This window comes from Streptomyces sp. NPDC107454 (assembly GCF_055582885.1).
The window spans coordinates 452,051-476,263 of sequence record NZ_JBVJPA010000004.1; the positions used below are offsets into that span (position 1 = coordinate 452,051).

The window sequence follows — 24,213 nt, forward strand, 5'->3', positions numbered from 1 at the left end:
CGGTGAGGAAGCTGAACCGGTTCAGTGGCGCACGCTAAGGCATCCCGCCGGGGGGCCGGGCTACGCTTCTCGGCCGTTCTGCACGGGGCGGTTGTGGGATCGCCCACGGGGCCGTTGACACACCTCAGCGGGCGAATCTACGGTTGCCGGAACGTTCCGGCACCCCTTGCGCCGGGCCCCGCGCGCGTGCGGCGTGCCGAACGGAAGCGAGCGACCCCATGGGCATCCCGTCCGCCGACTGGCTGGTGCGGCCGATCGGTCCTGTCGACGAAGCCGACGTGTCGGCGGTGCTCGCGGAGCGGTTCGGGGTGACAGGAAGCGTTCATGACCTGGGCAGTCAGCAGGACCGTAACTACCGCGTGCGTACGGGGAGGGGGGACTACGTCCTCAAGATCGCGAACCCCGCCTCGGACCCGGCCGCACTGCGCGCCCAGTGCGCGGCCGTGGAACGCCTCTCCGACGCGATGTCCGGGCTGAGGCTGCCGCGAGCCCACGCCGGCGTCGACGGCGAGGTGGTGCAGCGGCTCAGCGCGGGCGGTGTGGATCTCGTATGCCGGCTGCTGGACTACGTGCCCGGTGAGCCGATCATGGACAGCCGCTATCTCGCACCACCGGTGGTGGCCAGGCTCGGCGAACTCGCCGGACGGGTCGTGGCCGGGCTCGCCGACTTCGCGGGCGTGGAGCAGGAACGGCCGCTGCTGTGGGATCTGCGTAACGCGCTCACCGTCGTCGAGACGCTCGCTCCCCAGCTGCCCGACCAGGAACGGGCCGCCCGGGTACTGCGCGCGTCCCGGGCCGCGCACACCCTGCTGGAGCCGTTCGTGGACCGCCTGCCGGTGCAGGTGATCCACGGTGACGTCACCGACAACAACGTGGTCTGCGAACCGGCTGCGGACGGCCGCCGGATGCCGGTCGGCGTGATCGACTTCGGTGACCTCGGTCTCGGCTGGACGGTGGCCGAACTGGCGGTCACCTGCGCCTCGGTGCTGCACCATCACGGGGCCGGACCGGCGTCGGTACTGCCCGCCGTGCACGCCTTCCACGCGGTGCGACCTCTCGCGAACGAGGAAGTGGACGCGCTGTGGCCGCTGGTCGTGCTGCGGACCTCCGTCATGGTGGTGAGCGGCCAGTACGACACCCTGTCGGACCCCGGCAACAGTTACGCCTCGGTGGCGCTGGACCGCGAGTGGGCGATGTTCGAGGCCGCGGTGTCCGTCCCGGCCGAGGTGATGACGGCCCAGCTGCGGCACGCCCTCGGCCGCCCGTCGGCGCAGCTCCTGCCGGTGGCCGAACATGCGCTGCTGCCCGGTTTGCCGGACGGCGTGGCGAGCCTCGACCTGTCCGTGTCGAGCGAGGAGCTGCACACGGGACGCTGGCTGGCGCCCGACGCCGAAACCTCCCTGGCCCGGGCCGCCCTGACGGCCGGACACACGGTGGTACGGACCCGGCACGGCGAGTTCCGGCTGACCCGCACCACCGTCGACGACTCCCTCCCCGCCGCGACCTGCGCACTCGGCGTACAGCTCCACCTCGCCGGCCCGGCGGAGATACGCGCACCCTGGGCGGGCACGGCCACCCGGCACGGCGACACCGGCGTGACGCTGCACACCGGGGGCCTGGACCTGCTGCTGGACGGCATCGACGCGGAGGTCCAGCCGGGCCCCGTCGTCTCCGGGCAGCAGCTCGGGACGGTGGCCGCCCGCGAGGGCGTACGGGTGCTGGGCGTCCAGCTCTTCCGGCCGTGCGCCACCGGGGGCCGACCGCCACGGTTCGCGCCGCCGGAACTGGCCGCGGGATGGCTGGAGGTGTGCCCCGACCCGACCCGCCTCTTCCTCGCCCCTGATGTCCCGGACGCCCCTGGCACCCCCGACGCGCCGTCCGCCGCTCCCGACGACGCGCCGCACTCCGCCCGCGACGCCCAACAGGCCGTCACGGAAGCGGAGTTGCTGGAGCGGCGCGAGCACTCCTTCGCCACCGTCCAGGAGCACTACTTCGAGACGCCGCCCCAGATCGAACGCGGCTGGCGGCACCACCTGGTGGACACCCGGGGCCGCGGCTATCTCGACATGCTGAACAACGTGACCATCCTCGGCCACGGCCACCCCGGGCTCGGCGAAGCCGTGCACCGGCAGTGGCAGCGCCTGAACACCAACTCCCGTTTCCACTACGCCTCGGTGGTCGAGCTCTCCGAGCGACTCACCGGACTCCTCCCGGCCGAGCTGGACACCGTGTTCCTGGTCAACAGCGGTTCCGAGGCCGTGGACCTCGCGCTCCGGCTCGCCTGGGCGGCGACCGGACGACAGGACGTGGTCGCGGTGGAGGAGGCGTACCACGGCTGGACCTATGCGAGCGACGCGGTGTCGACCTCGATCGCCGACAACCCGAACGCGCTCGCCTCACGGCCGCCGTGGGTGCACACCGTCGCGGCGCCCAACTCCTACCGGGGCCGCCACCGGGGACCGCAGTCGCGGCGGTACGCCCCCGAAGCCGCCGCCAGGATCCGCGAACTGGCCGTCCAGGGGCACCCCTTGGCCGCCTTCGTGTGCGAGCCGTACTACGGCAACGCGGGCGGCATGGCCCTCCCCGACGGATATCTCCGGCAGGTGTACGAGGCCACCCGCGACGTCGGCGGGCTGTGCGTCGCCGACGAGGTCCAGGTCGGTTACGGCCGGCTCGGCTCGCACTTCTGGGGATTCGAACAGCAGGGCGTGGTGCCGGACATCGTCACCGTCGCCAAGGCGATGGGCAACGGGCATCCGCTGGGCGCGGTGATCACCCGGCGCGAGATCGCCGACGCCTACCGTACGCAGGGCTACTTCTTCTCCTCCGCGGGCGGCAGCCCGGTCAGTTCGGTGGTCGGGCTCACCGTCCTGGACGCACTGCGCGACGAGGACCTTCAGACCAACGCCCGTGAGATCGGCACCTACCTGAAGGACCGGCTCCTCGAACTGGCCGAGCGGCACGCGCTGATCGGCGCGGTGCACGGCTCGGGGCTGTATCTGGGCGTCGAGTTCGTCCGGGACCGCGAGAGCCTGGAACCGGCGACCGAGGAGACGGCCGCGATCTGCGACCGGCTGCGGGAACTCGGCGTGATCGTCCAGCCGACCTCGGACCGGCAGTGCGTGCTGAAGATCAAGCCGCCGCTGTGTCTGACCCGGCGGAGCGCCGACGTGTTCGCCGACGCGCTGGACGACGTACTGACGCACGGCTGGTGACACGGGAGATGCCGACCCCCGGATCCGCGGCCGCGCCCTCGCCCCGCCTCGGCACCCCGCCCACGATCGCCGACGTGGCACGTGCGGCCGCGGTCTCCAAGACCACGGCCTCGGACGCCCTGCGCGGTCACGGCCGGGTGTCGGGACCGACCCGGGAGGCCGTGCTGGAGGCGGCCCGTCGGCTGGGCTACGCGCCCAACCGCAGCGCCCGCAGTCTGCGCACCTCCGTCACGGACACCGTCGCGCTCTACTTCCCGGAGTTCCTGACCAGCGCCGAGTACTCCATGGCGTTCGTGTTCGGAGTGGCCGAGCGTGCCGCGGGCGCGGGCCTGAACGTCACCCTGCTGTCCTCCGGCCATCTGTCGCAGCAGGGTACGGCGCCGCCCCAGGTGGACGGGCTGGTGCTGTGCGACCCGGCCCCCGAGGACCCGGTGGTCCGGCACCTGATGAACACCGGGCTGCCGGTCGTGACGGCCGAGCGGTACGCCGGTGACCAGCAGCCGGCCGGGGTGGTCCGTTCCGACCACGAGGCGTCGATGACCGAACTGCTCGACCATCTGCGCGACTCCGGAGCCCGGCGGCCCGCGCTCATCGCCTCCGAGGCCACCTCCGACTGGTCCCTCACCCTCCAACGGACCCACGCCCGTTGGTGCGCCGACCACGGCCTGCCCCTCGTCCTGCGCAAGGCGCCCGTCGGTGCCACCCCCGAGGTACTACGAGGCATCGCGCGGGACCTGCTCGCCCAGGAACCCGGGACCGACGCCGTCGTGTGCGCTCCCGACGGCGCCGCCGCGGCCGTGCTGCCCGAACTGCGCGCGGCGGGCCGCACGGTGGGCGGGGACCTGCTGCTGGCATCCTGCGTGGACTGCTCGGCGATGCGCACGGCGGAGCCGGCGATCACCGCGATCGACCTGCGCCCCCGCTCGATGGGGTCCGAATGCGCCCGCCTGCTCTGCGAGATCCTGTCCGGCCGGACGCCACCGGGAACCGTGCGCACTCTCCCCGTAGCACTGAACGTCAGGGCATCGACCCGCGCCTAGCGAGGCCGCCTCGGCCCAGGAGATGGCGCTCACGGCGTCGAGCGCGGCCAGACACCGTGGGGAGCGCTGCTCTCCCACGCGGGCGGTATGTTCGTGGAAGTCGCCGTGCACGTAACCGTGGCGCAGCGGGTCCAGCCGCGTCAGCTCGGCGGCGTACCGTCTCCCGTTCGTGCTCGCCGATCAGGTCTTCGGCACTGTCCAGGTGCCGTTCGGCGCCGTGAACCGCGCGCTGCCGCGCCGCAGGGAGCGGGAGCGACGTCACTCCCTGTCCGGGTACGGCGGTCAGAGGCAGTGACTGCCACCGGGGGTTCGTCTCCACGAGCCGAGGCACCGATCCTCGCCCCGAGGCGGGGAGGTCTGCCGACAGGCCCGGGTCTCGCGGGCGAAGCACGACCGACTCGAATCCACTGACAGACTCGCGACGGCGCCCGTCATTTCGTGAAGATCTCGCCCTCACCGCCACGATGCCCCCGCTCTTGCCCGGCCCGCTTTCGAGCAGCCCGCCACGGCGCCCCGGACCGCGGTGACGCCCACTGCGCACGGTGTTGACGCCGTGGCCGTCTCCGTCGCGGATACCTCATGCGGGGCACCGAGGTGGGGGGCATTCGATCGACTCGCCCGAGGTGAGTCACCCGATCAAGGGATTGCCCCGGTGGGGAGCGTCACTTGTCGCTCGTGACCAGGGCGAGCCAGTCGATCAGGATGCGGTTGACGTCCTCGGGCCGTTCCTGCTGGATCCAGTGGCCGCAGTCGTCCAGGAGGTGGGAGGAGAGCAGACCGGGCAGGGTGGTGGGGTAGGCCGCGATCGCGTCGGCCAGCCAGGTGGTGGACGCGTCCCGACCGCCGCCGATGAACAGCGAGGGCTGGGTGATGGGCGCACCGTCGTGGTCGGCCAGGTCCTCCCAGTCCCGGTCCATGTTCCGGTAGCGGTTCAGGGCCCCCGTCATCCCGGTCCGCTCGAACTCTCCGGCGTAGAGATCGAGGTCGTGCTCGTCGAGCCAGTGGGGGAGCCGCCCCGTGGGAAAGCGGTCGCGCTGCGTGCCGCCGGGGCTCACGAAGTGCGGGTCCGGCGCGCCGGGTGCGGGCATGGTGTCGGCGGACAGCGCCGCGTACAGACCCGCGAGCCAGCCGCGGACGTCGGGCTCGATCTCGGCCTCGGCCCGGCCGGGCTCCTGGAAGTAGGAGACGTAGAACTCCTCGTCCCCGCCCATCTGCGCGAAGATCTCACTGGGGCGCGGGCCGCCGCGCGGGGCGTAGGGCACGCTGAGCAGTCCGACCGCGCGGAACACGTCGGGGCGGACGAGGGCGGAGACGGCGGCGATGTTCGCGCCCCAGTCGTGCCCGACGACGATCGCGGACTCCTCACCCAGGGCTTTCACCACGGCGACGTTGTCCTCCACCAGCTCGAGGATCCGGTACGCGGTGGGCGCCCCGGGCCTGGAGGAGCGGCCGTAGCCGCGGACGTCGACGGCGACCGCCCGGTAGCCGGCCGCGGCGAGTGCCGGAAGCTGGTGGCGCCAGGAGTACCAGGACTCCGGAAAGCCGTGGACGAGCAGGACCAGGGGGCCCGTCCCCTGCTCCACCAGGTGTATCCGCCCGGCGGGCGAGGGGACAAGACGGTGGACGCGGTCTGTTGTGGACGGCTGCTGCACGGATCCTCCCAGGGGGCTCGACGCGTGGCCGGTGGGGTGAAGGGGCTGGAGTGGCCCGTTCGCCGTGCGGCCTCCGGTACTACCGACGATCATGCGGCGGTCTGCGTGGCGCGAGCCAAGCCTGTTGCCGATTCGGCAAAACCGGCCCCGTGGTCACGGGGCGCGTCGAAGATCGGCCGAACGCGCCCTAGGAGCCGTGCGCGGCGGCGCGGCGCTGTCGCTTGCCGAGTGGGGCCTGGGACAGGTCCTCGGCCTTCGACCTGAGGTTCTTGTATCCGTAGCCGCGCTCGGTCAGCCACGCCCGCGCGGCGGCCTCGGCGCGTTCGGTCGCCTCCAGGATGTCCTCCTCCGCCTCTCCCGAGTCCTGGAACCGGAACGTGAAGGCGGGCCTGGCCGCGAGGTCGTAGCTGAGGTGCCCCTCGGGGGTGAAGGCGGCGTGCAGCACGTCGTGCTCGGACGCGCGGGCCAGGAGCTCGGCGCGTTGCTCCGCGCCGAGCCCGTCGAAGACGCCGCGGACGGTGACGCGGAAGGTACGTGTGCTCATCCGGCGACCTTAACCAGCGGGTTCGGTGGGACACCACCGCGTTTTTTCGCGGGACGGCCATCGGCTGAACATCAGGACGTGCGCCATGGGCTCGCCGAAAGCGTGCCTCTCGCCGGGTGCCGGCCCGGTCAGCCGCCGCCGCTTCGGCGCGGAGGTCACGCGGCGTCGTGGAAGACCAGGCCCAGTGTGTGACGCCGCCCGGAACGGACGGTGCTCACGCCGTGCCGCATCGGTCCGGTCGACCAGCCGCGCCGGGAGGCTACGGGCCGGTCGCGGGTGGTGAAGATCAGCCCGTGCCCCTGCGGGAGGGTCGTGGACGACCCACGCGACTGCGCCCGGGGCCGCTGCTCGGTCATGATGAACTCGCCGCCGGTGAAGTCGACTCCCGGTGCGTCGAGGCCGATGACGACCTGGAGCGGGAACACCATCGCGCCGAACACATCGCGGTGCAGCGCGTTCCAGTCGCCGGGCCCGTAACGCAGCAGGATCTGAGCGGACTTGGCCTGCCCGGCCGTGTGGCACATCGCCAGCCACTCCTCCAGGTCCTCGGGCCAGGGGGCGGGCTGCCGGAGCTTGTCGGCCCAGTCCCGGGCGACGGGCAGCAGCCGCGGATAGAACGCCTTGCGCAACTCCCTTACCAAGTCCGGTAGTTCATGGGTGAAGTAGCGGTACTGGCCGGAACCGAAGCGATGGCGGGCCATGTCGACGGTGGTGCGGAAGCGGTCGGTCTCGTCGTAGAGCGCCCTGATTCCGTGGCATTCGTCCGGGGTCAGCAGTCGAGCGGTCAGTGCGTGTCCGTGTTCGTTCAGCTCGTCGGTCAGTGCGGTCCAGTCGTCGGCCGCGACGCGGTCGGCGACCGGACCCGCCAGGTGGGTGGTGTCGAGCGTGTTCATGATGGTGGCGATCCTCAGGTGGCCGGGCCTGCGTGCTCCAGGTCGAGAAGCTGCTGCTTGCGCTCCAGACCGGCGGCGTACCCCGTGAGGGAGCCACTGGCGCCGATCACGCGGTGGCAGGGGCGCACGAGCAGCAGCGGGTTCGCGCCGATCGCCGTGCCCACGGCGCGTACGGCCGCCCTCGACGCGCCGATCCGCGCGGCGATCTCTCCGTAGCTGACGGTCGTGCCGTACGGGACGGTCTCCACCGCCTTCCACACCCGCTGCTGGAAGTCGCTGCCCGCGCCGCTCACGTATTCGATGTCGAAGTCGGTCAGCGCCCCGTCGAAGTACGCGCGCAGCTGCGAGACGATCTCGGTGAACGCCTTCTCGTCCCTGGTCCAGCCGTCCTGGACGACGGCGCCGGACTTCTGGCCGGGCATGGACAGCGAGACCAGCGCCGTGCCGCCCTTCGCGGTGACCGACTCCTCGCCCACCAGCAGCAGCTCGCCCAGAGGGCTGTCGATCGTTGTGTACACCGGCATCGGTCGTGTCCTTTCGAAGTGTGTTTCCGCTGTCCACTCTGCGCCATGGCCGCCGCCTTGGCTGGCGGAAATCGGACGCGGCGCACGGGGCGAAAGGGCACGGGCACGAGGGTGCACGGGAGTGGAGGCGCACGGGAGCGATGGCGCACAGAACGAAGGCACACGAAGTGAAGAGGACCCGTGGACCGTTCACGCACGGTCCACGGGTCCTGTCACTCAGCTCGTCCCCAGGGCGGGGATCAGTGCCGTACGAGTCGCACGGACAATCCGTCCACCGAGTACACGGGCACGGCCCGGTATCCGTCCGTCTGGACCGTGATGCGGGCGAACTGGCCTCGCAGCGACGACGTCCGGAGCACCGGGACGGTGGTGCCGTGGACCGGCGGGTGGTCGGTGTCCAGCCGCAGCGTGAGCGCGCTGTCCCGGCTCAGTACGACCCGTCGCTCCACCGTCAGCGCGGGCACGCGGCCCGCACGGAGCGTCGCCTCCAGGTTCGCGCCGGACGCCTGCGTGTAGCTGCCGCGCACGCGCGCGGACGACGCCGCACTCACCCGCAGGGTCCCGCCGTCCACCCGCACGTCGCCGCACCCGAGCGCACCCGACGAACCGGCCGTCAGCACGCCCTCCTCCAGCACGGTGCCGCCCGTGTGGGCGTTGTGGCCCGTCAGGGTCAGCGCACCGGTGCCGCGCTTGACCAGCCGGCCGCACCCGGAGATGTCGTTGCGCCAGGTGTCGGCCGCACTGAAGCCCCCGTCCGCGGCGTTCATGGTGACGTTCACGTCGGACTCGAAGGCCCCGTACCCGTCCGCGGCGGCGAACAGGTTGAGCCGGCCCCACTGCTCGAAGCCGTCGAGGAGCACGTACCCGGAGGGCAGGGCGGTCGTGCGGAGCACCTCGCGGCGCTGGGCGGCGTCGAGGTAGGGCAGCCGCGTCTCCAGCAGGACCTCGGCGCCCTTGGGCACGGTCATGTCCTCGGAGCGGCCGTGCCGGGTGAGGACGTACGTCAGGCGGGGCGTGAGCGCGCGGGCGTTGGCGGCCCGGTCGGCGTACGGGTCGGTGGCGGCGCTCGCGGAGTGCGCGTAGGCGTACAGGGTGTCCGCTGTCGAACCGGTCTGCTGCTGGAAGTACGCGGCGGCCTGGGCACGCGCCGCGGCCTTGAGGACGGCGTTGGCCGGGTCGGCCAGCGTGGCGGCGGCCAGGGCCGTGGCCATGATGCGGCCGCCGATGACGTCGACGGTGGAGTGCATGCCCGCCATGATCCGGGTGTGGCTGAGCTCGTAGGCGCGCGCCACCAGCTCCTGGAAGCGCTCGGGCACGGCGTACGCGTACGCCAGCCCCGCCAGGTGGAAGGCGTTGGTGTGGCCGCTGGGGAAGCCGCCGTCGTCGACCGCGGTCGCGCCGCGCTGCCACAGCAGCTGCGGAGCGACGATCACGTCGGAGTCGTAGACCGGGAAGCCGAGCGCGTCGACCTTCCCCGTGTCGACGACCTCGCTGTCCTCGTTCATACGCCACGGACGCGGGTACTGGAAGGCGTACTTGGACGGGTTGCCGGAGGCGTACGGGCCGCGCACCGTGTCCACCAGCTCGGCGACCTTGCCGAGCGCCGAGTCGTGCGAACCGGCGCCCTGCGCGGAGCCCGCCGGAGCGTCGGCCGGCACCGCGTCGTTGATCTTGCCGGAAGGAGTGCCGTCAGGAGCGCTGGTGATGGAGGTGACCGCCTTGGCGCCCGTCTTGTACAGGTCGGCCAGCGGGCCCAGTCCGGCGATCAACGCGTAACTCTGGTGCTGCCGGTCGTAGATGAACGCCTCCTTCGCCTGTGCGTCGGTGCGGGCGTGCGTGATGCGGGCGCAGTAACGCATGTTGGCGCGCAGCACCTCGGGCATGAGCGGCGTGCCCGTGTTCCAGGCACCGCCGGTCTTCCACACCTTGCTCATGCCGCCGAGGATCCGGACCACCGCGTTGGTCTCGGGCGTCAGGTTCGCGAGGACGTTGGTGGTGTAGTCGTCCACGAAGGCGGCGGGGCCCGTCGCGGCCTTCGCGTCCGCGGCGGCGAGCCAGGTGACGACGGTCGGAGCGGCCAGCAGCCCCGCCGAGGCGCCGAGTGAATTGCGCAGGAACACCCGTCGGTTCAGGGCGCGTTCACGGACGGGGACCGAAGGGGCGGACTGCTGCCCGGCTGATGACGGCATGGATGTGCCTCTCCTGAGTGGAATGGGTCCTCCGACAGCCGGGTGAAGTCGTGAAGCGACTGTGCCCCTGTGGTGAGGACGAGTCATACGAGCGAAGATCTACGGCCGATTCATGTCACGCTTGCGAAGCGTGGGGGGCGGCGAGGTGTCGTACGGACGAATGCGCCGACCCTGTGCGCCCGCTGTGCGGGTGAACGCGCCTCCAGTACAAGCTGCTTGTCAGGCGCCCGCACCGCGGCAACGCGCGCTGTCCCGAGGGGCAGTGGTCACCCCGCGAGCGTCGCGCCACCCCGTCCCCTCATATGAGGGCATGCGCCAACGCCACGGCCCCCTCGACGGGCGCCGCCCGCAGCGGCCTGGGGCGTGCCCCGGGTACGGACTCGGCGAGTGACGTCGTGAAGGAGGTGTACAGGGCGGGCTGGGAGAGCACGGTGCTGCCGGCGACCACCACGTCGTCGACGGCGACCCCGCGCTCGGCGAGCCGCACGACGAGCGCGGCGAGGGACCGGCCCCCGTCCGCGATCACCGACCGCGCGATCCGGGAACCCCGCTCGGCGGCCGCGAACACGACGGGCGCGTGCCGGCCCCACTCGGCCGACACGTCCGTGGCGCTCTCCAGCGCGGCGCCCAGGGCGGGCACCTCACTCACCCCGAACGCGGCGATGAGCCCCTGGGCAAGTTCGTCCGGGGCTTCACCGCGGTCGTGCGCGGCCCACACGGCGCGCGCCGCTTCCCGTACGAGACCGGCGGAGCCGCCCTCGTCACCGAGCGCCGCGCCCCAGCCGCCGACCTGAACGGGGCTGCCGTCGGCCAGTCGCCCCACCGCCACCGAACCGGTGCCGGCCACGAGACCGACACCCTTGTCCAGACCTGCGGCGGGAACGAGGAGTTCGGCATCGCCCACCACCAGGATGGGCATGTCGAGGACCTCTCGCAGCGCGGCGGTGATGCCGGCGCACTGGCGGGGGGTCTCACAGGCGTGCCCGCCGACGGCCAGTGCGGCTGGGCGGGTGCCGACGGGCAGGGTCTCGTGGACCAGTGCCGTCAGCCAGCGGGCGGCGGCGGCCGGTTCGTGCGGCCGCCAGCCGCTGCTCGGCCGGACGTGATCGGCGACGGGGTCCGCGCCGATGAGCGCGCGGAGATGGGTCTTGGTGCCACCCACGTCGATACCGACCACGAGCGGGGAGGAAGAAAGGTCCTGCACGGATCCTCTTTCGTCGTCTGGGCGAAGAGCGCCGAAGAGCATGGCACTGTGCCGGGACGGCGGGCGAACCGTGTCTGGCGGAACCGAGGTTGCGGGAGCCGAACAAGTCGGGAAGCCCCGGGACGGGCTTCTTGCGGAGCACGGCAGGCGAGTACCGTGGACTTAGTTAGGAAGTTAACTAACTAGGTACAGTGCGTCAAGAGTTGTCGCGCAGTCGATCAACGGGACGCCGCCGCAGGGCGGGACCGCGCGGCACGAGGGCATCGCATCGCCGCATCCCGTCACCCGGGGAGCGCGGCCCCTGACCCATGGGGGAACTGTGGAACACGTCGTGGCTGAGGCCCCCCGCCTCACCGAGAGCGCCGGTGCGGTGTTCGCCGTGCTGGCCGAGGCCGGCCGTGCCACCCGGCCGCAGCTCGCGAGCCTCGCGGGCCTGTCCAAGCCGACGGTCTCCGCCGCCGTCGCGGAACTGGAGAGCGCCCGGCTGGCCGCCTGTTCCGGCACCGCGTCCAGCGGTACCGGCCGCTCCGCCGCCGTCTACGGGCTCGGGCCCGCCTCCGGCTCGGTCCTCGCCGTGGACCTCGGCCCGGCCCGCACCCGGGTGCGCGGCTGCGCCCTGGACGGCACCCTGCTCGCCGAGGCAACCACCCCTCGGACCAGGGCTCCCGACGCCGTGCGCGAGGCGCTGGCCGCGCTGCCCGTCGGCGCCCCGCTGCGGGCCATCGTGGTCGCCGTCGGTGACGTCACCGAGTCCGACCGCGCGGGCACCGGCATGCGCCCGGCGACCGCCAAGGCCGGGCCCGCCTTCGACGCCGTGTCCGTCGCGCTGCCGGCGGGCGTGCCGGTCCACCTGGAGAACAACGTCAACTGCGCGGCCCTCGCCGAACTGCAGGAGGGCGCCGCGCGGGGCCGTCGTACCTTCGGCTATCTGCGGATCGGTGTCGGTGTCGGTCTCGGCATCGTCATCGGCGGCCAGGTGCTGCGCGGGGCGAACGGCGCGGCCGGTGAGCTGGCGCGGCTGCCGTATCCCTGGGACGACGACCGGGAGCCGCGCCGGGAGGCCCTGGAGGCCTATGTCGGCTCGCACGCCCTGCTGGGCCGGGCCGCCCGGGCCTGGCAGGCCGGCGACGGCCCGCACCCCCGCACCACCGAGCGGCTCTTCGCGCTGGCCGCCGAGGGCCGGGAACCCGCCCGTGGGCTCGTCGCCCGGCACGCCGCTGACGTGGGTCGGCTGGCCGCCGCGGTGGCCGCCGTACTGGACCCGGGACTCATCGTGCTGGGCGGCAGCACGGGCGCGGATCCGCAGCTCCTGCCGGGTGTGCGGGCCGAACTGGGCCGGCTCAGCTGGCCGACCGAGGTGGTCAGCAGCCAGATCGGGGATCTCGGTACCGTCGTGGGTGCCGCCCGGCTTGCCGTGGCCAAGGGAGTCCAAAATGTGACCGAAGGCGTGCAGGCGAAGGATTGACGGCTTCCTTATCGGTCTGCCAATGTCCGGACAAGCGCTTTCTAAGTCGGCCGGGACGCCGACTCCGGGTGAGCCTTCAGCCCGTACGCGAAGTACGGCAGCCGCACGAGGGCGTGCTTGTGCGACGCCGGCCGACATGGCCGGGGACCCCACCCGTCAAGGCGACACGGCCGGGCGAGGCCGTGCCCCCGGAAAGCGAAATCCTCCGCAAAATGCACCCGTGCCGCCTCGGCTGGCGCCGTGCTTCTTCCGCTACGACGAAATGGGATCGAAGATGACCACTGTGGGTGTGCGGCGCTCCCGCCGACTCGGCCGCGGCGGTATGCGCCGCCTGGTTCCCCTCGCTGCCGTGGCCACGGCAGGGGCCCTGCTGCTCTCCGCCTGCGGGTCGGGGTCCGGCTCGGGCGGGACTTCCAAGTCGCTGACGTTCTGGATCTCCACGGTTCCGGGGCAGGACGCGGGCTGGAAGAAGCTGGTGGCGGAGTACAAGAAGGAAACCGGCGTCAACGTCAAGCTCGTCAACATCCCCTACGACGGCTACCCGACGAAGCTGCACAACGCCGCCCAGGCGAACTCGCTGCCGGATGTTGCCGACGTGCCGGCCCTTGACCCGATCTGGTCGAACAAGCTGATCGACCTCAGCTCCATCGCCAACAACAAGAGCAACAAGATCAACGCCAATTTCCTCGCCAAGGACTCGTCCGGGAAGGTGCTGTCCATCCCCTCGGACGTCACCGCGTCCGGCCTGTTCATCAACAAGACGCTGTTCAAGAAGGCCGGGGTCGACGTTCCCGCGTCGCCCTCGAAGACCTGGACCTGGACCGACTTCATCGCCGCGGCGAACAAGGTCCGGGAGAAGACCGGCGCCAAGTACTCCCTGACCTTCGACCAGTCGCCGTCCCGGCTCCGCGCCATGGTGTACGAGATGGGCGGGAAGTACGTCCACGCGGACTCCTCCGGCAAGTTCTCGGTGGACGCGGCGACCAAGAAGGCCGTGAACTACTTCGTCGGACTGAACGACGACAAGACCATGCCGAAGTCGGTGTGGACCAGCGGCGCCGACCCGTCGGCCATGTTCCAGAGCGGTGACGTGGTCGCCTACTGGTCCGGCGTCTGGCAGGTCGCCTCCTTCGCGGACAGCATCAAGAAGTTCGACTGGGCGAGCGTCCCGACTCCCGCCGAGCCGGTCCAGGCCAGCGACGTCAACAGCGGCGGCATGATGGTGGGCTTCAACAACAACGGCGCCGCGGCCACCGCCGCGCAGAAGTTCCTGTCCTGGATCTACGAGCCGGCCCACTACCAGGAGCTGTGTGAGGCGTCCGGGTTCCTGCCGGTCGAGAGCGGTCTGACCCCGAAGTACCCCTTCACCTCCGACGCGGCGCAGGCGGCGTTCAAGCTGTACAACGAGGAGATCCCGCTCTACGCGCCGATCTCGGGCTACTTCAACGGCGCGCAGACCAACTGGGTGCTGAAGGGCAAGAGCCTCGCCGAGGACCCGACCAAGACGGAGCTCGGCAAGGCGATCAACGGCCAGCAGTCGGCCGACAAGGCCCTGGAGAACATCGTGGCCGGCTACAACCAGCAGGTCGGCGGCGGATCGTAGGCCAGCGGGCCGGGCGGCGGGGGCGAGACGCCGCCGCCCGGCCCGGGCGCCCACGAAATGCCCGGCTCATGGTGTGAGCCCACAGGAATCCATTCCACCAGCACGGAGTCAGGAAGATGACAAAACGCGCCTCGGACGTGACCGCGAGCCCGCCCAGGAGACGCAGTAAGTACACCCTTGCGCCGCTCGTCCTCATCGCGGCCAATGTCGTGCTCTTCGCGCTGTTCTTCGTCTGGCCGGCGGTGATCGGGCTCGTCTACTCCTTCACGAACTACACGGGTGTGGGGGCGTTCCAGTTCATCGGACTGGACAACTACCACAACCTGTTCGGGGACTCCACCTTCTACGATGCGCTGAGCCGGACGCTGCTGTACGCCGTGCTCTTCGTACCGCTGAACTTCGCGGTCTCGCTGCTCACCGCCAACCTGCTGGTGAGCAAGCACGCGAAGGGCGCGTCGGTCGCCCGCGTCATCTTCTTCATCCCATGGCTTCTGTCGCCCATCGTCGTGGGTGTCCTGTGGCGGTGGCTGTTCGGTGAGAACTTCGGGCTGGTCAACTACGTCATCGAGAAGCTCGGCGGAAGTGCCGTTCCGTGGCAGTCGAACGCGGACCTGTCGTTGATCGTGGTGGTGATGGCGGCATCATGGGCCTGGACGGGTTTCTCGATGCTGCTGTTCATCGCGGCGATCAAGAACGTACCGGTGTCGTACTACGAGGCGGCCTCGCTCGACGGCGCCGGCCCATGGCGCCAGTTCATCAGCATCACGCTGCCGAGCATCGCGCCCACCTCGTTCATTGTCATCCTGCTCAACACGATCAACGCGATGAAGGAATACCCGGTGTTCGTCGCCCTCAACAACGGCGGACCCGGCACGTCGAACAACCTGCTTGTCCAGTACATCTATGAGACCGGCTTCAAACGGGGCCAGATCGGCTACGCGAGCGCCGCGTCATTCGTGCTCATGCTCATCCTGATGGCCGTCGCGATCATCCAGCTGATCGTCAACCGGCGGGTGGAGAACCGATGACAACCACAGACACGCCACGCCCGGTCGACGCCGATCCCGGACGGCCCGTCTCCAAGAAGCGGCCCCGCGGGGCAGGCGGTGGCGGGTTCCGGCGGGCGGTACCCGCGACGACACTGCTGTGGATCCTGGCATGCCTCTACGGGCTGCCGGTGCTGTGGTTCATCCTCAGCTCCCTCAAGCCGGCCAGCGACCTGTTCTCCTATCCGCTGACGCTGGTTCCGCACAACCCCACGCTGTCCGGATACCTGACCGCGTGGCGCAGTGCCAACTTCTCCCAGTACTTCATCAACACGACCATCGTGTGCGTGATCACGACGATCCTCACGGTGGGAGTCAGCTGCTGCACCGGGTACGCGCTGGCCAAGTACGACAACAAGTGGCTCAAGGTCTTCTTCATCTGCATCCTGGCCACCACGATGCTGCCGTCCGAGGTCATGCTCGCCCCGGAGTTCCTGGTGGTCCGCAACCTCGGCCTCTACAACTCGTTCGCCGGCATCATCCTCCCGGCCGTGCTCACCGCGACCGGATGCTTCATGTTCCGCCAGTTCTTCCTGACGGTTCCCGACGAACTCGTGGAAGCCGCACGCATCGACGGCGCCCGCGAACTGTCGATCTTCCTGCGGATCATGGTGCCGCTCTCCCGGCCCATCATGCTGACCCTCGCCATCCTGTCCTTCCAGTGGCGGTGGAACGACTACATCTGGCCGCTTCTGATGCTGAACGACCCCAACAAGTTCACCGTGCAGATCGGCATCCAGAGCATCGTCGGCGCTCAGAACATCAACTGGTCGGTACTGCTCGGCGCATCGGTCATCTCCATGATCCCGCTGATCGCCATCTTCCTGGTCTTCCAGCGCTACGTCATGGGCGCCGACATCAATGCCGGCCTGAAGGACTGACCGTGCCCATCCCGCTCGACCACGAGTTCGTCCGCGCGGCGGCCGGCGCGGCCGACCGGCTGGCCGCCCCGCTGGCGGCCGGCCCCGACGAGGAGATCGCCGGTGTGACCCACCGCGCACTGGCACGCCGGGTGAAGACTCTGGTCGCGGCGTACCGTTCCACGGACTCGGCACTGCACGGCAGCGGGCAGGCCGTCGCCGCCACGATGGCCCACCTCGGCGCCCTCCGGGCCGCGCAGACCGGCACCGGCCTCTTCGCCGGCGGCGACAACGTGCAGTCACCGCCGGACTCCGCGTTCACCGTCAACGACGTGTGCGACGCGCACGTCCTCGCCGCGGGCGCGGGGCCGGAACTGCGCGACGTCACGGCCGCGCTCGCCGAGATCGCCGGCGCCGCCTCCGGCGGTCTCCTGACCGGTGGGGTGCACACCCCGAACCACCGCTGGGAGCTGTGCGCGGCGCTGGCCCGGCTGCACCGGTCGTTCCCGGACAGCCGGCTGCTCGACCGTGTCGACGCGTGGCTCGCCGAGGGCGTCGACATCGACGCGGAGGGCCTGTACTCGGAACGCAGCGCCGTCTACGCGGCCCACGTGTCCAACCCGTCGCTGCTCCTGCTGGCCGACGTCCTAGGCCGCACCGACCTGTGGGACGCCGTCGAACGCAACCTCACCGCGACCCTGGACCTCATCAGACCGGACGGCACGGTGGAAACCGTCCACTCGCGGCGGCAGGACCAGAACCACCCGTTCCCACTGGCGCCCTACCTGCCGCACTACCGGCTGCTGGCGATCCGTACCGGCCGGGGCGACTTCAGCCGGGCGACGAGGTGGGCAGCGGCCGGCGGTGTCGACGACCCCGACCTGCTCGCCGAGACCATCCTCACCCCCGACCTGTGCCGGGTACTGCCGGCACCGGCGCCGGAACCCCTTCCCCGCGACCGGTACATCACTACGGCGCGCCTCGCCTCGCGTGCCTCCGCCACCGCGCACAGCGTCCTGTACGGCGGCTCGGACGTGCCCGAGCACCGGCGTATCCGCTCGGGCCTGGCCTGCAATCCCACCGTCCTGCGCCTGTTCGCCGGCGACGCCGTCCTCGACGCGGTCCGCCTCTCACGCGGATTCTTCGACCTGGGCCCGTTCCGCGCCGTCGGCATGCAACAGCTTGCCGACAACCGTTACCTGCTCACCGAAACCCTCACCGCCGCCTACTACCAGCCGCTCCCGACGGACCTGAGGCGGGACGACGGCGTCTACCGGATGGCGGACGAGGGACGCTTCTCGGCCGCGATGGCCTTCCCGGACCGGCCTCGGGACGAGGTCTCGCACACGACCCGAGTCGAGGCGGACCTGAGGGACGACGGTGCCGACCTGCGGATCGACATCAGCGGACCACGGGTGCCCTGGGCCCTCGAACTGACCTTCCGGCCGGGCGGCGTGCCGGAGGGCGCCGTACCGATCGGCGACGGACGCTGGTGCCTGACGACCGCGCCGATGACGTACCGGGTCGGTGACGACGAGATCCGGGTCAAGGTCGACGTCCACGCAGGCGAACCGCTCGCCGGGCCGGACCGGAGCGACGTACTGCGGTACGACCCGGGGCAGGACTACACCGTGGTGGGCGGCACCGACGCGACAACCGGGAACCGCGTCTACATCGGTGGACACGGCCCTCACACACTGAGCGTCACACTCCGCGCCCGCCACCCCGCACCTGTCTTCTGACCCCGACAACCCACGCCATGGCCACCTCCGGCATGAAGGGCAGATCCACCCGTGCACCTCCTCCACCAGCGCGGCCCGCTGCACCACCTCCCGGACACCCAGGAGGCCTACGACACGGTCCTCGCCGACGTCGTCGAACAGGCCCTGGCCCGCCTCACCCCCGAGGGCAGCCTCGAACACCCCGACGCCACCGACGACATCGGCGACACCTCGCTCGGCGTCACCTCGCTGCTGGCCCTGGCCTGGCAGCGCGGCAAGGACCCGCGGCTGCCCGAGGCGGTCCGCCGCAGCCTCGCCTTCCATCTGGGCGAGCGCGTCCACACCGAGGACAACCCCGGCTACCCGAACCTCACGATCCGCGACTCGGGCCTCCCGTACGCCCGTTACGTCCTGGCGCCGGGCGCGCACCCGATCGGCGACTGGCCCAGCACGGTGTGGGCGCTGCTCCAGGCGGTCAACGTCCTGGACCTCTCGGACGGCCTGGTCGACGGCGAACAACGGGCCGCGGTTGTCGAGTTGGCGAAGGGCTACTGGCGCTGGCTGACCGAGGCCACCTTCTTCAACCCGCAGGAGGCCGGCAACCAGGCGATCGGGTGTGTGGTCGGCGGGCTGATGCTGGCACGGCACCTCCCACCCGAGGAGGGGGAGCCGGTCCGCGAGCGGGCGCTCGCCCTGTACACCGACCGGATCCGCGCCCACCGCGTCCTCGACCGGGGCGCCCTGCTGCCGCCCGAGCACGGCGGCGCCTACGACAACAACTACGGTCCGATCTCCCTGTCCTTCCTCGCCCAGGCCCATCGGATCAGCGGCGAGGAGATGTTCGCCGAGGACGGGGACGCGCTCGCCCGCTACATCGACGCCCGGCTGCCGAACGGCGGCTTCGACAACGGTGGCCCCCGCTACAGCGAACAGCACTCCGGTTTCGAGTCCGTCCTGGGACTGCGCTACTTCGGCGCCAGGATCGGCGCCGACCTCGGCCGCTATCGGGGCGACACCCGCTGGGGCCGGCACGCGGTCGGGCCGGACGGCGCGGTCGACGGCCACTTCGCGTTCATGCTGGTCTGGCAGGTCCAGGACGCCACGTGCTGGCACCGCACGCCGTCGAAGAACCCCGCACGGCATCAGCTGCGCGCGGGCACGGTCTCGGTGGCCTTCGACCAGCGGATGACCCCTTCGCTGGTCGAGGCGGCGGGCACGTACTACCTGCCCGCCGCGGTCAACCGCCAGCACGGCTTCGGCCCGGTCGTCGACGGCTTCCTGCTGAGCCGCCCCATGGGCGAGGTACGGGTGCGCGATCTGGAGAGCGACGGCCTGAGCGCCAAGCTCGTCACCAAGCCGGTCGTCGGCCGCGACCACGTCCTGCGCCATGTCCGGTCCCTGTACGTCACGGACGGCACGAGCCTGTGGACGACGGTCGTCGTCGAGCGCCTCGACGGGACGCCCTACCTGCTCGCCGGACTGCCGTACGCCACCGACGACGGGGACCGGGTGCGCAGGACCGCCGTGGCCGCCGTGACCTCCGCCGGCCCGCTCACGCTGACACATCCACGAGCGGACGGCGTGGACCACTTCGACGCCCGCTCCGAGACGACCCAGGAGCTGGCGGCGTTCGCCCTGGCCGCCGACCCGCGCGGCTACGGCAACCCGGACGAGGGCTGGCGCCACCTCGTCGCCTCCACGGCACTCGAAGCCGGACCGGCTCCCGGCGCCCCGCAGGACCTGCACGTCTTCGCCGTGCGCTACGGCTCGCCGGGCCCTCTCGCCCCCACCTTCGCAGACACACCGGCGGGCCTGACGATCCGCACCGAGGCGTTCACCGCACTGATCGGGAATCCCGCGGGTGATGACCGAGGGGAACCCGCGCTGGAACTGCGGCGGCGGTGACCTCCGCGCCCACCACCAGGTCGGCACGGTGCCGTGTCGCGGCGACCAGGTCGGCGTTGCGCTGGTCCGTGCCGAGCACCCAGGCCACCGCCGTGTCGTGGTCCTTGCCGAACTCCTCGTGGCGGGCGACGAGACGCCGTACACGCTCTTCCTCGTCGAGCTCGCAGAACCACACCTCGTCCAGCCGTGACCGCACGCGCGCCCACGCCCCGTCCCCCAGAAGGAGGTAGTTGCCCTCGGTGATGATCAGGCGGGCGCTGCGGAAGACCGGGACGGCGCCCGCGATCGGCTGCTCCAGAGTCCGCTCGAAGCCCGGCGCGTAGACGATGCCGTCCGCCTCCTCGTCACGCAGCCTGCCCAACAGCGCCGCGTACCCCGCCGCGTCGAAGGTGTCCGCAGCGCCCTTGCGGTCCCGGCGGCCCAGCCGGTCCAGCTCGACGTCCGCGAGATGGAACCCGTCCATCGGCACGTGCGCGACCCGGCCGGGCGCGTCGTCGTTCAGCTCCCGGACCAGACGCTCGGCCAGCGTCGTCTTGCCCGCGCCAGGGCTTCCCGCGATCCCGAGAATCGCACGCCGACCGGGGCGCACCAGTGCCGCGGCCCGCTCCACGAGGTCGTCGAAGGTCATGAGCGGGTCCTGCGCACGACCGCCGTCCCGCCCGCCAGAGCCGACCGCCGCTCCTTGAGCTCGTTCTGCTTGCCCGGCGAGAGACTCGCGTGCAACTGCTCGAAGCCGGTCGCGGATATCTGGCCCTGGCGCACGCCGTTCCGCCACGGCAGAAGGCCGGCCCGTCCGGCGCGCGGCAACAGCTGGTCCGCGAAGGCCGCTAGAGTCAGCAGGATGACCAGTCCCGGCAGGGTCATGAAGACGGCGAATCCCATGCCACCAGTATCAGGGTGCGAGCGCGGGATCCGGCCAGGGTCCGGCGACCTCGGGTCTGGGACCGGTCATTCCGCCTGTGCTCATCAAGCTGTTGAATATTGGTCAATAACGGGCGTCGCAGTCGCCGTCCACGGGGAGAACGTCATGTCGCAGCAACGCCCTACGCTCGCCCCCCACAGCTATCGGGCGTATTTCGACCACCTGCTCGCCTGCCAGAAGTGCAGCGAGCCCCCGAGGCGCTGCGGCGACGGCAGCGCCCTGTACCGGACCTACCGGTCCGACCTGAAGAAGTCATGAGCCCGGCCCAGGGCCTGTCCGGCGGAGGGGTGCGGCCGGACGGATGGTCCGGCCACACCTTCGCGCGTCAGTCGCGGGTGATGCCCGGCGCGATGTCCTCGTGGCGCTCCACGGTGGTCGCCGAGGAGGTCGCGCTGCGCAGCTTCGCGGTCGTCGGCTTGCCGCAGAAGGCGGATTCCAGCGTGCGGGCCATCGTGTTCAGCACGTTCACGTTGTTCGAGGTGTTGGCGAGCGCGGTGACGCTGCGCTTGCCGTCCTTCGAGGCGAAGGCGTACGTGTAGTAGCCCTGCACGGTGCCCGTGTGCCCGTACACCGAGATACCGCAGGACAGGTCGCGGCGGCGCAGGCCGAGGCCGTACCCCTGGGTGCTGTTGACCGTCGTCCACTGCTGCATCTGCGCGAGCTGCGCGGCGGACATGAGCTGCCCGCTCATCAGCGCGGAGAAGAACGTGTCCAGGTCCTGCGTGCTGGAGATGACCGCGCCCGCGCTCTGTGCCCAGGACACCGTCTGTTCGGTGGAGTCGACCAGGGCCCCACCGGCCTCGTCCGGCGTGAGGTAACCGTTGGCGTGCGTGCCCGGGATGGCGGTGTCGGGGTGCACATAGAAGGTGTCGGTCAGGTTCAGCGGCGTGAAGATGCGGTTCTGGTATTCCGTGGCCACGGCGTGGCCGGTGAGCTTCTCGATGAGCATGCCCGCGACGACGAAGTTCGTGTTGGAGTACGAATAGGCCGCGCCCGGTGCGTTGGTGACCCCGTGCTTGAGGGACAGGGTGACCAGGTCCTGGTAGCTGAAGACCTTGTTGCGGACGGACTCGAAGCCCGGGACCGTCTGCGCGAACATGTCGTTGGTGTAGTCGTACAGCCCACTGCGGTGGCTCATCACCTGGCGCACGGTGATCCGGTCGTCGGGCAGCAGCCCAGGCAGATAGGTGTTCACCGAAGCGTCCAGGTCGAGCTTGCCCTCGTCCACCAGTTGCAGCAGGACCACGGCGGAGAAGCTCTTGGTGACGCTGCCGACGCGGAACCGGTCGGTCGTGGTGATCGCACGCCCGGTGGCCCGGTCGGCGACTCCCTCCGACAGCCGGTGGACCGTGCCGTTGTCGTCGACCCGCACCATCGCACCGGGGGCTCCCTGGGACAGGGCCGTGTGCAACACCGCCTGCAGACCGGCGTCGTCGGGTGTCGGCAGATCCGCGGCCGCGGCGGTGCCGGCCTGTACGGGGACTGCGAGGAGGGCCAACAGCACCGCGCCCAGCGCCGTACCTCTGCCCACCGTTCCTGAGACCATCTGATTCTTCTCCCGAGTTCCCTCTGTGTACCGCGCCGCGGATGCGAACGCCGGCATCATCTCTACGCGCAGGAGGGGCAGATGGGTTGCATGTGACGCGAAGGAAAGCGGAAAAGATCCTTCAGCGGCCGAAAAGCTGCGTCCAGTACGTGCCCGCCGTGCCGCCGCCCGCGAAGCCGATGCCTATGTGGGTGAACTCGGGCTTGAGGATGTTGGCGCGGTGGCCCGGGCTGTTCATCCAGCCGCGGACGACCTCGGCGGGGGAGCGCTGGCCGCAGGCGATGTTCTCCCCGATGGTGCGGCGTGCGGAGCCCGCGGCGGCGGCCCGGTCCCATGGTTGGCGGCCGTCGGGGGAGGTGTGGGAGTAGAAGGCGCGGGCGACCATGTCGTCGCTGTGCGCCTGGGCCGCGGTGGTGAGCAGGGCGTCGACGGCGAGTGGCGCCAGGCCCTCCGCGGCCCGCTCGGCGTTGGTCAGCGCGATCACTTCATCCGCCGTCTGCCGCAGGCCCCCGCGGCTGAAGGGCCTGGCCCACAGCGCCGTCCAGTACATGTCGCCGGAACGCCGGCCGGGGACGTACGCCAGCCCCGCCTGGCTGTACACCGGGTTGTACAGCGTGTCGCGGGACTTGTCGGTGGTGAGGCAGTACTCCACGAACTCGCCCGGGGTGCGCGGGCCGGAGACGAGGTGCTCGCCGACGGTCAGATACGTGTATCCGGCGGACGTGATGCGCTGGTAGACGGAGATCCCCTGGGCGCTCTCGGAGCTGAGGAGTCCGCGTGCCGCCATGTCGGAGGCGTGGGCCCGGGCCGCGGTCGCGAGCCGCGCGTCGAGGCGGACGGGTGGGGAACCGGCCGCGCCGCGCACCGAGTTGACCAGGTCGAGGAAGCCGTCAGGGTCGGGAGCCGCCACCGGCGCCGGATCGTCCCCGGTCGCATCCTCGGCGACCTCGACCCCGAAGTCCCGCGCGATGCCGGCCAGTCCGTCCGCGTATCCCTGGCCCAGTGCGCGCAGCTTCCACGCCGTGCCGCGTCGGTAGATCTCGGCGAGCAGCAGTACGGTCTCCCGCTGGGGGCGCGGGGGTGTGAACCGGGCGAGGGTGTGGCCGCCCGGACCGCTGACGTGCAGGGTGGGAGCGGGCAGTCGGCCGAGCGGCGTACCGGGATCGGCCGGACTGACGACCACGGTGACGCGGCTCGCGCCGGACCGCAGGCGCGGCGGGTCGAGCGTGAGGTGCTCCCCGGTGAGCCGGGCGCCCGGCGCCGTCGGCTGGTTGTAGAACACGAAGTCGGCGTCGCCGCGCACCTTGCCGCTGTCGTCGGTGATGAGCGCGGAGACGTCGAAGGGACCTGGCACCCGGATCGTCAGGGTGCCGCCCGGCAGGGGCACATTGCCCCCGGGAACCAACTCGCTCATCGTGCCGCCTGTCGAAGAGACGGTCCTCGCGGACCACCGACACGGGCGCACCCGCTTCCCGCCCGCTCACCTCGTCAACGTCCTGTTCGCTCCCGAGGGTTCCCGCGCTCCCTGGCACCCCGTGCGTCGATCGCCTCGGGCGGGCGCAGCGACCGCAGCGCGAGCAGGAGTACGCCGATGTCGTCCAGGTAGATCGGGTCGGGCAGCAGGTCCGTCGGCAGCAGGAGATAGGCGACCGCACCCCAGAAGACCCAGCGGGACCCGGTCGGAAGCCCGGCGCGCCTGAGGTCTCGGCGAGTGCGCACGAGCCGTACCAGGACCGCGATCGCCACCCCGAGCGCGGCGGCACCCAGGATCGCGACGATGAGGACCACCGTCCATGCCGTGGAGTCCATGAGTTCCGTCCTGTGCTCTCGTAGGGCAGTTTCTCCCCTTCGTGTTCCCGCTCGCCCGGTTCGTATCGCCCCCGA

General features: G+C 71.1%; 21 protein-coding genes. 10 read left to right on the top strand and 11 right to left on the bottom strand.

Annotation, left to right across the window (positions count from 1 at the left end):
- Positions 1 to 218 precede the first annotated feature (218 nt).
- From ACZ69M_RS12270 to ACZ69M_RS12280, 3 genes are all read left to right on the top strand, one after another.
- Positions 219 to 3,215: an aminotransferase gene (locus ACZ69M_RS12270; RefSeq protein WP_470049102.1), complete on the top strand. Its 2,997-nt coding sequence runs from the start codon at positions 219 to 221 to the stop codon at positions 3,213 to 3,215.
- Between the two features lie 8 nt (positions 3,216 to 3,223).
- Positions 3,224 to 4,255: a LacI family DNA-binding transcriptional regulator gene (locus tag ACZ69M_RS12275; RefSeq protein WP_470049104.1), complete on the top strand. Its 1,032-nt coding sequence runs from the start codon at positions 3,224 to 3,226 to the stop codon at positions 4,253 to 4,255.
- 169 nt (positions 4,256 to 4,424) lie between these two features.
- On the top strand, positions 4,425 to 4,550 hold the full coding sequence (locus tag ACZ69M_RS12280) for a hypothetical protein (RefSeq protein ID WP_470049106.1): 126 nt from the start codon (positions 4,425 to 4,427) through the stop codon (positions 4,548 to 4,550).
- 367 nt (positions 4,551 to 4,917) lie between these two features.
- On the opposite strand, the gene ACZ69M_RS12285 is transcribed toward ACZ69M_RS12280, so the two are convergent.
- The 6 genes from ACZ69M_RS12285 to ACZ69M_RS12310 all read right to left on the bottom strand — a co-directional run bounded on the left by ACZ69M_RS12285 (position 4,918) and on the right by ACZ69M_RS12310 (position 11,261).
- Positions 4,918 to 5,907, bottom strand: a complete 990-nt coding sequence (locus ACZ69M_RS12285; RefSeq protein ID WP_470049108.1) for an alpha/beta fold hydrolase — start codon at positions 5,905 to 5,907, stop codon at positions 4,918 to 4,920.
- Between the two features lie 187 nt (positions 5,908 to 6,094).
- On the bottom strand, positions 6,095 to 6,451 hold the full coding sequence (locus ACZ69M_RS12290) for a DUF6204 family protein (RefSeq protein ID WP_470049110.1): 357 nt from the start codon (positions 6,449 to 6,451) through the stop codon (positions 6,095 to 6,097).
- A 155-nt stretch (positions 6,452 to 6,606) separates the two neighbouring features.
- Positions 6,607 to 7,344: a 2OG-Fe(II) oxygenase gene (locus ACZ69M_RS12295; protein ID WP_470049112.1), complete on the bottom strand. Its 738-nt coding sequence runs from the start codon at positions 7,342 to 7,344 to the stop codon at positions 6,607 to 6,609.
- Positions 7,345 to 7,358: 14 nt separating this feature from the next.
- Positions 7,359 to 7,868, bottom strand: a complete 510-nt coding sequence (locus ACZ69M_RS12300; protein ID WP_470049114.1) for a methylated-DNA--[protein]-cysteine S-methyltransferase — start codon at positions 7,866 to 7,868, stop codon at positions 7,359 to 7,361.
- A gap of 239 nt (positions 7,869 to 8,107) precedes the next feature.
- Positions 8,108 to 10,057, bottom strand: a complete 1,950-nt coding sequence (locus ACZ69M_RS12305; RefSeq protein WP_470049116.1) for a phosphatase PAP2 family protein — start codon at positions 10,055 to 10,057, stop codon at positions 8,108 to 8,110.
- 298 nt (positions 10,058 to 10,355) lie between these two features.
- Positions 10,356 to 11,261, bottom strand: a complete 906-nt coding sequence (locus ACZ69M_RS12310) for an N-acetylglucosamine kinase (RefSeq protein WP_470049118.1) — start codon at positions 11,259 to 11,261, stop codon at positions 10,356 to 10,358.
- A gap of 331 nt (positions 11,262 to 11,592) precedes the next feature.
- Between ACZ69M_RS12310 and ACZ69M_RS12315 the strand changes: the two genes are divergently transcribed.
- The 6 genes from ACZ69M_RS12315 to ACZ69M_RS12340 all read left to right on the top strand — a co-directional run bounded on the left by ACZ69M_RS12315 (position 11,593) and on the right by ACZ69M_RS12340 (position 19,861).
- Positions 11,593 to 12,726: an ROK family transcriptional regulator gene (locus ACZ69M_RS12315; RefSeq protein ID WP_470049120.1), complete on the top strand. Its 1,134-nt coding sequence runs from the start codon at positions 11,593 to 11,595 to the stop codon at positions 12,724 to 12,726.
- 274 nt (positions 12,727 to 13,000) lie between these two features.
- A complete protein-coding gene (locus tag ACZ69M_RS12320; protein ID WP_470049122.1) occupies positions 13,001 to 14,329 on the top strand; it encodes an extracellular solute-binding protein in 1,329 nt (442 codons plus the stop codon).
- 116 nt (positions 14,330 to 14,445) lie between these two features.
- Entirely contained in the window at positions 14,446 to 15,357 is a 912-nt protein-coding gene (locus ACZ69M_RS12325) for a carbohydrate ABC transporter permease (protein ID WP_470049124.1), read from the top strand.
- Complete coding sequence (locus ACZ69M_RS12330) at positions 15,354 to 16,256, top strand: carbohydrate ABC transporter permease (RefSeq protein ID WP_470049126.1); 903 nt, start codon at positions 15,354 to 15,356, stop codon at positions 16,254 to 16,256. The genes ACZ69M_RS12325 and ACZ69M_RS12330 overlap by 4 nt, the downstream gene beginning before the upstream one ends.
- Before the next feature lie 2 nt (positions 16,257 to 16,258).
- Positions 16,259 to 17,977, top strand: a complete 1,719-nt coding sequence (locus ACZ69M_RS12335) for a hypothetical protein (RefSeq protein ID WP_470049128.1) — start codon at positions 16,259 to 16,261, stop codon at positions 17,975 to 17,977.
- Positions 17,978 to 18,028: 51 nt separating this feature from the next.
- Positions 18,029 to 19,861: a hypothetical protein gene (locus ACZ69M_RS12340; protein WP_470049129.1), complete on the top strand. Its 1,833-nt coding sequence runs from the start codon at positions 18,029 to 18,031 to the stop codon at positions 19,859 to 19,861.
- Here ACZ69M_RS12340 and ACZ69M_RS12345 read toward each other — a convergent pair.
- Both ACZ69M_RS12345 and ACZ69M_RS12350 read right to left on the bottom strand, forming a co-directional pair.
- Positions 19,791 to 20,489, bottom strand: coding sequence for a nucleoside/nucleotide kinase family protein (locus ACZ69M_RS12345; protein WP_470049131.1), 699 nt, complete (start codon positions 20,487 to 20,489; stop codon positions 19,791 to 19,793). The genes ACZ69M_RS12340 and ACZ69M_RS12345 overlap by 71 nt on opposite strands.
- On the bottom strand, positions 20,486 to 20,743 hold the full coding sequence (locus ACZ69M_RS12350) for a DUF6191 domain-containing protein (protein WP_470049133.1): 258 nt from the start codon (positions 20,741 to 20,743) through the stop codon (positions 20,486 to 20,488). The genes ACZ69M_RS12345 and ACZ69M_RS12350 overlap by 4 nt, the downstream gene beginning before the upstream one ends.
- A 145-nt stretch (positions 20,744 to 20,888) precedes the next feature.
- On the opposite strand from ACZ69M_RS12350, the gene ACZ69M_RS12355 reads away from it, so the two are divergent.
- Entirely contained in the window at positions 20,889 to 21,041 is a 153-nt protein-coding gene (locus ACZ69M_RS12355) for a hypothetical protein (protein WP_164331877.1), read from the top strand.
- Between the two features lie 67 nt (positions 21,042 to 21,108).
- Here the strand turns inward: ACZ69M_RS12355 and ACZ69M_RS12360 are convergent, their stop codons facing one another.
- The 3 genes from ACZ69M_RS12360 to ACZ69M_RS12370 all read right to left on the bottom strand — a co-directional run bounded on the left by ACZ69M_RS12360 (position 21,109) and on the right by ACZ69M_RS12370 (position 24,138).
- Positions 21,109 to 22,329: a serine hydrolase domain-containing protein gene (locus ACZ69M_RS12360; protein WP_470049136.1), complete on the bottom strand. Its 1,221-nt coding sequence runs from the start codon at positions 22,327 to 22,329 to the stop codon at positions 21,109 to 21,111.
- 121 nt (positions 22,330 to 22,450) lie between these two features.
- Positions 22,451 to 23,743: a CAP domain-containing protein gene (locus ACZ69M_RS12365; RefSeq protein ID WP_470049138.1), complete on the bottom strand. Its 1,293-nt coding sequence runs from the start codon at positions 23,741 to 23,743 to the stop codon at positions 22,451 to 22,453.
- A gap of 74 nt (positions 23,744 to 23,817) precedes the next feature.
- Positions 23,818 to 24,138: a DUF1232 domain-containing protein gene (locus ACZ69M_RS12370; RefSeq protein ID WP_470049140.1), complete on the bottom strand. Its 321-nt coding sequence runs from the start codon at positions 24,136 to 24,138 to the stop codon at positions 23,818 to 23,820.
- Positions 24,139 to 24,213: the final 75 nt, after the last annotated feature.

What these genes read in the sequence shown, in the direction of transcription:
- ACZ69M_RS12370 (WP_470049140.1), bottom strand. Translation starts at nt 24,138, where the DNA reads ATGGACTCCACGGCATGGACGGTGGTCCTCATCGTCGCGATCCTGGGT.
- ACZ69M_RS12330 (WP_470049126.1), top strand. Translation starts at nt 15,354, where the DNA reads ATGACAACCACAGACACGCCACGCCCGGTCGACGCCGATCCCGGACGG.
- ACZ69M_RS12345 (WP_470049131.1), bottom strand. Translation starts at nt 20,489, where the DNA reads ATGACCTTCGACGACCTCGTGGAGCGGGCCGCGGCACTGGTGCGCCCC.
- ACZ69M_RS12270 (WP_470049102.1), top strand. Translation starts at nt 219, where the DNA reads ATGGGCATCCCGTCCGCCGACTGGCTGGTGCGGCCGATCGGTCCTGTC.
- ACZ69M_RS12355 (WP_164331877.1), top strand. Translation starts at nt 20,889, where the DNA reads ATGTCGCAGCAACGCCCTACGCTCGCCCCCCACAGCTATCGGGCGTAT.
- ACZ69M_RS12350 (WP_470049133.1), bottom strand. Translation starts at nt 20,743, where the DNA reads ATGGGATTCGCCGTCTTCATGACCCTGCCGGGACTGGTCATCCTGCTG.
- ACZ69M_RS12360 (WP_470049136.1), bottom strand. Translation starts at nt 22,329, where the DNA reads ATGGTCTCAGGAACGGTGGGCAGAGGTACGGCGCTGGGCGCGGTGCTG.
- ACZ69M_RS12325 (WP_470049124.1), top strand. Translation starts at nt 14,446, where the DNA reads ATGACAAAACGCGCCTCGGACGTGACCGCGAGCCCGCCCAGGAGACGC.
- ACZ69M_RS12290 (WP_470049110.1), bottom strand. Translation starts at nt 6,451, where the DNA reads ATGAGCACACGTACCTTCCGCGTCACCGTCCGCGGCGTCTTCGACGGG.
- ACZ69M_RS12275 (WP_470049104.1), top strand. Translation starts at nt 3,224, where the DNA reads ATGCCGACCCCCGGATCCGCGGCCGCGCCCTCGCCCCGCCTCGGCACC.
- ACZ69M_RS12295 (WP_470049112.1), bottom strand. Translation starts at nt 7,344, where the DNA reads ATGAACACGCTCGACACCACCCACCTGGCGGGTCCGGTCGCCGACCGC.
- ACZ69M_RS12305 (WP_470049116.1), bottom strand. Translation starts at nt 10,057, where the DNA reads ATGCCGTCATCAGCCGGGCAGCAGTCCGCCCCTTCGGTCCCCGTCCGT.
- ACZ69M_RS12300 (WP_470049114.1), bottom strand. Translation starts at nt 7,868, where the DNA reads ATGCCGGTGTACACAACGATCGACAGCCCTCTGGGCGAGCTGCTGCTG.
- ACZ69M_RS12365 (WP_470049138.1), bottom strand. Translation starts at nt 23,743, where the DNA reads ATGAGCGAGTTGGTTCCCGGGGGCAATGTGCCCCTGCCGGGCGGCACC.
- ACZ69M_RS12320 (WP_470049122.1), top strand. Translation starts at nt 13,001, where the DNA reads ATGACCACTGTGGGTGTGCGGCGCTCCCGCCGACTCGGCCGCGGCGGT.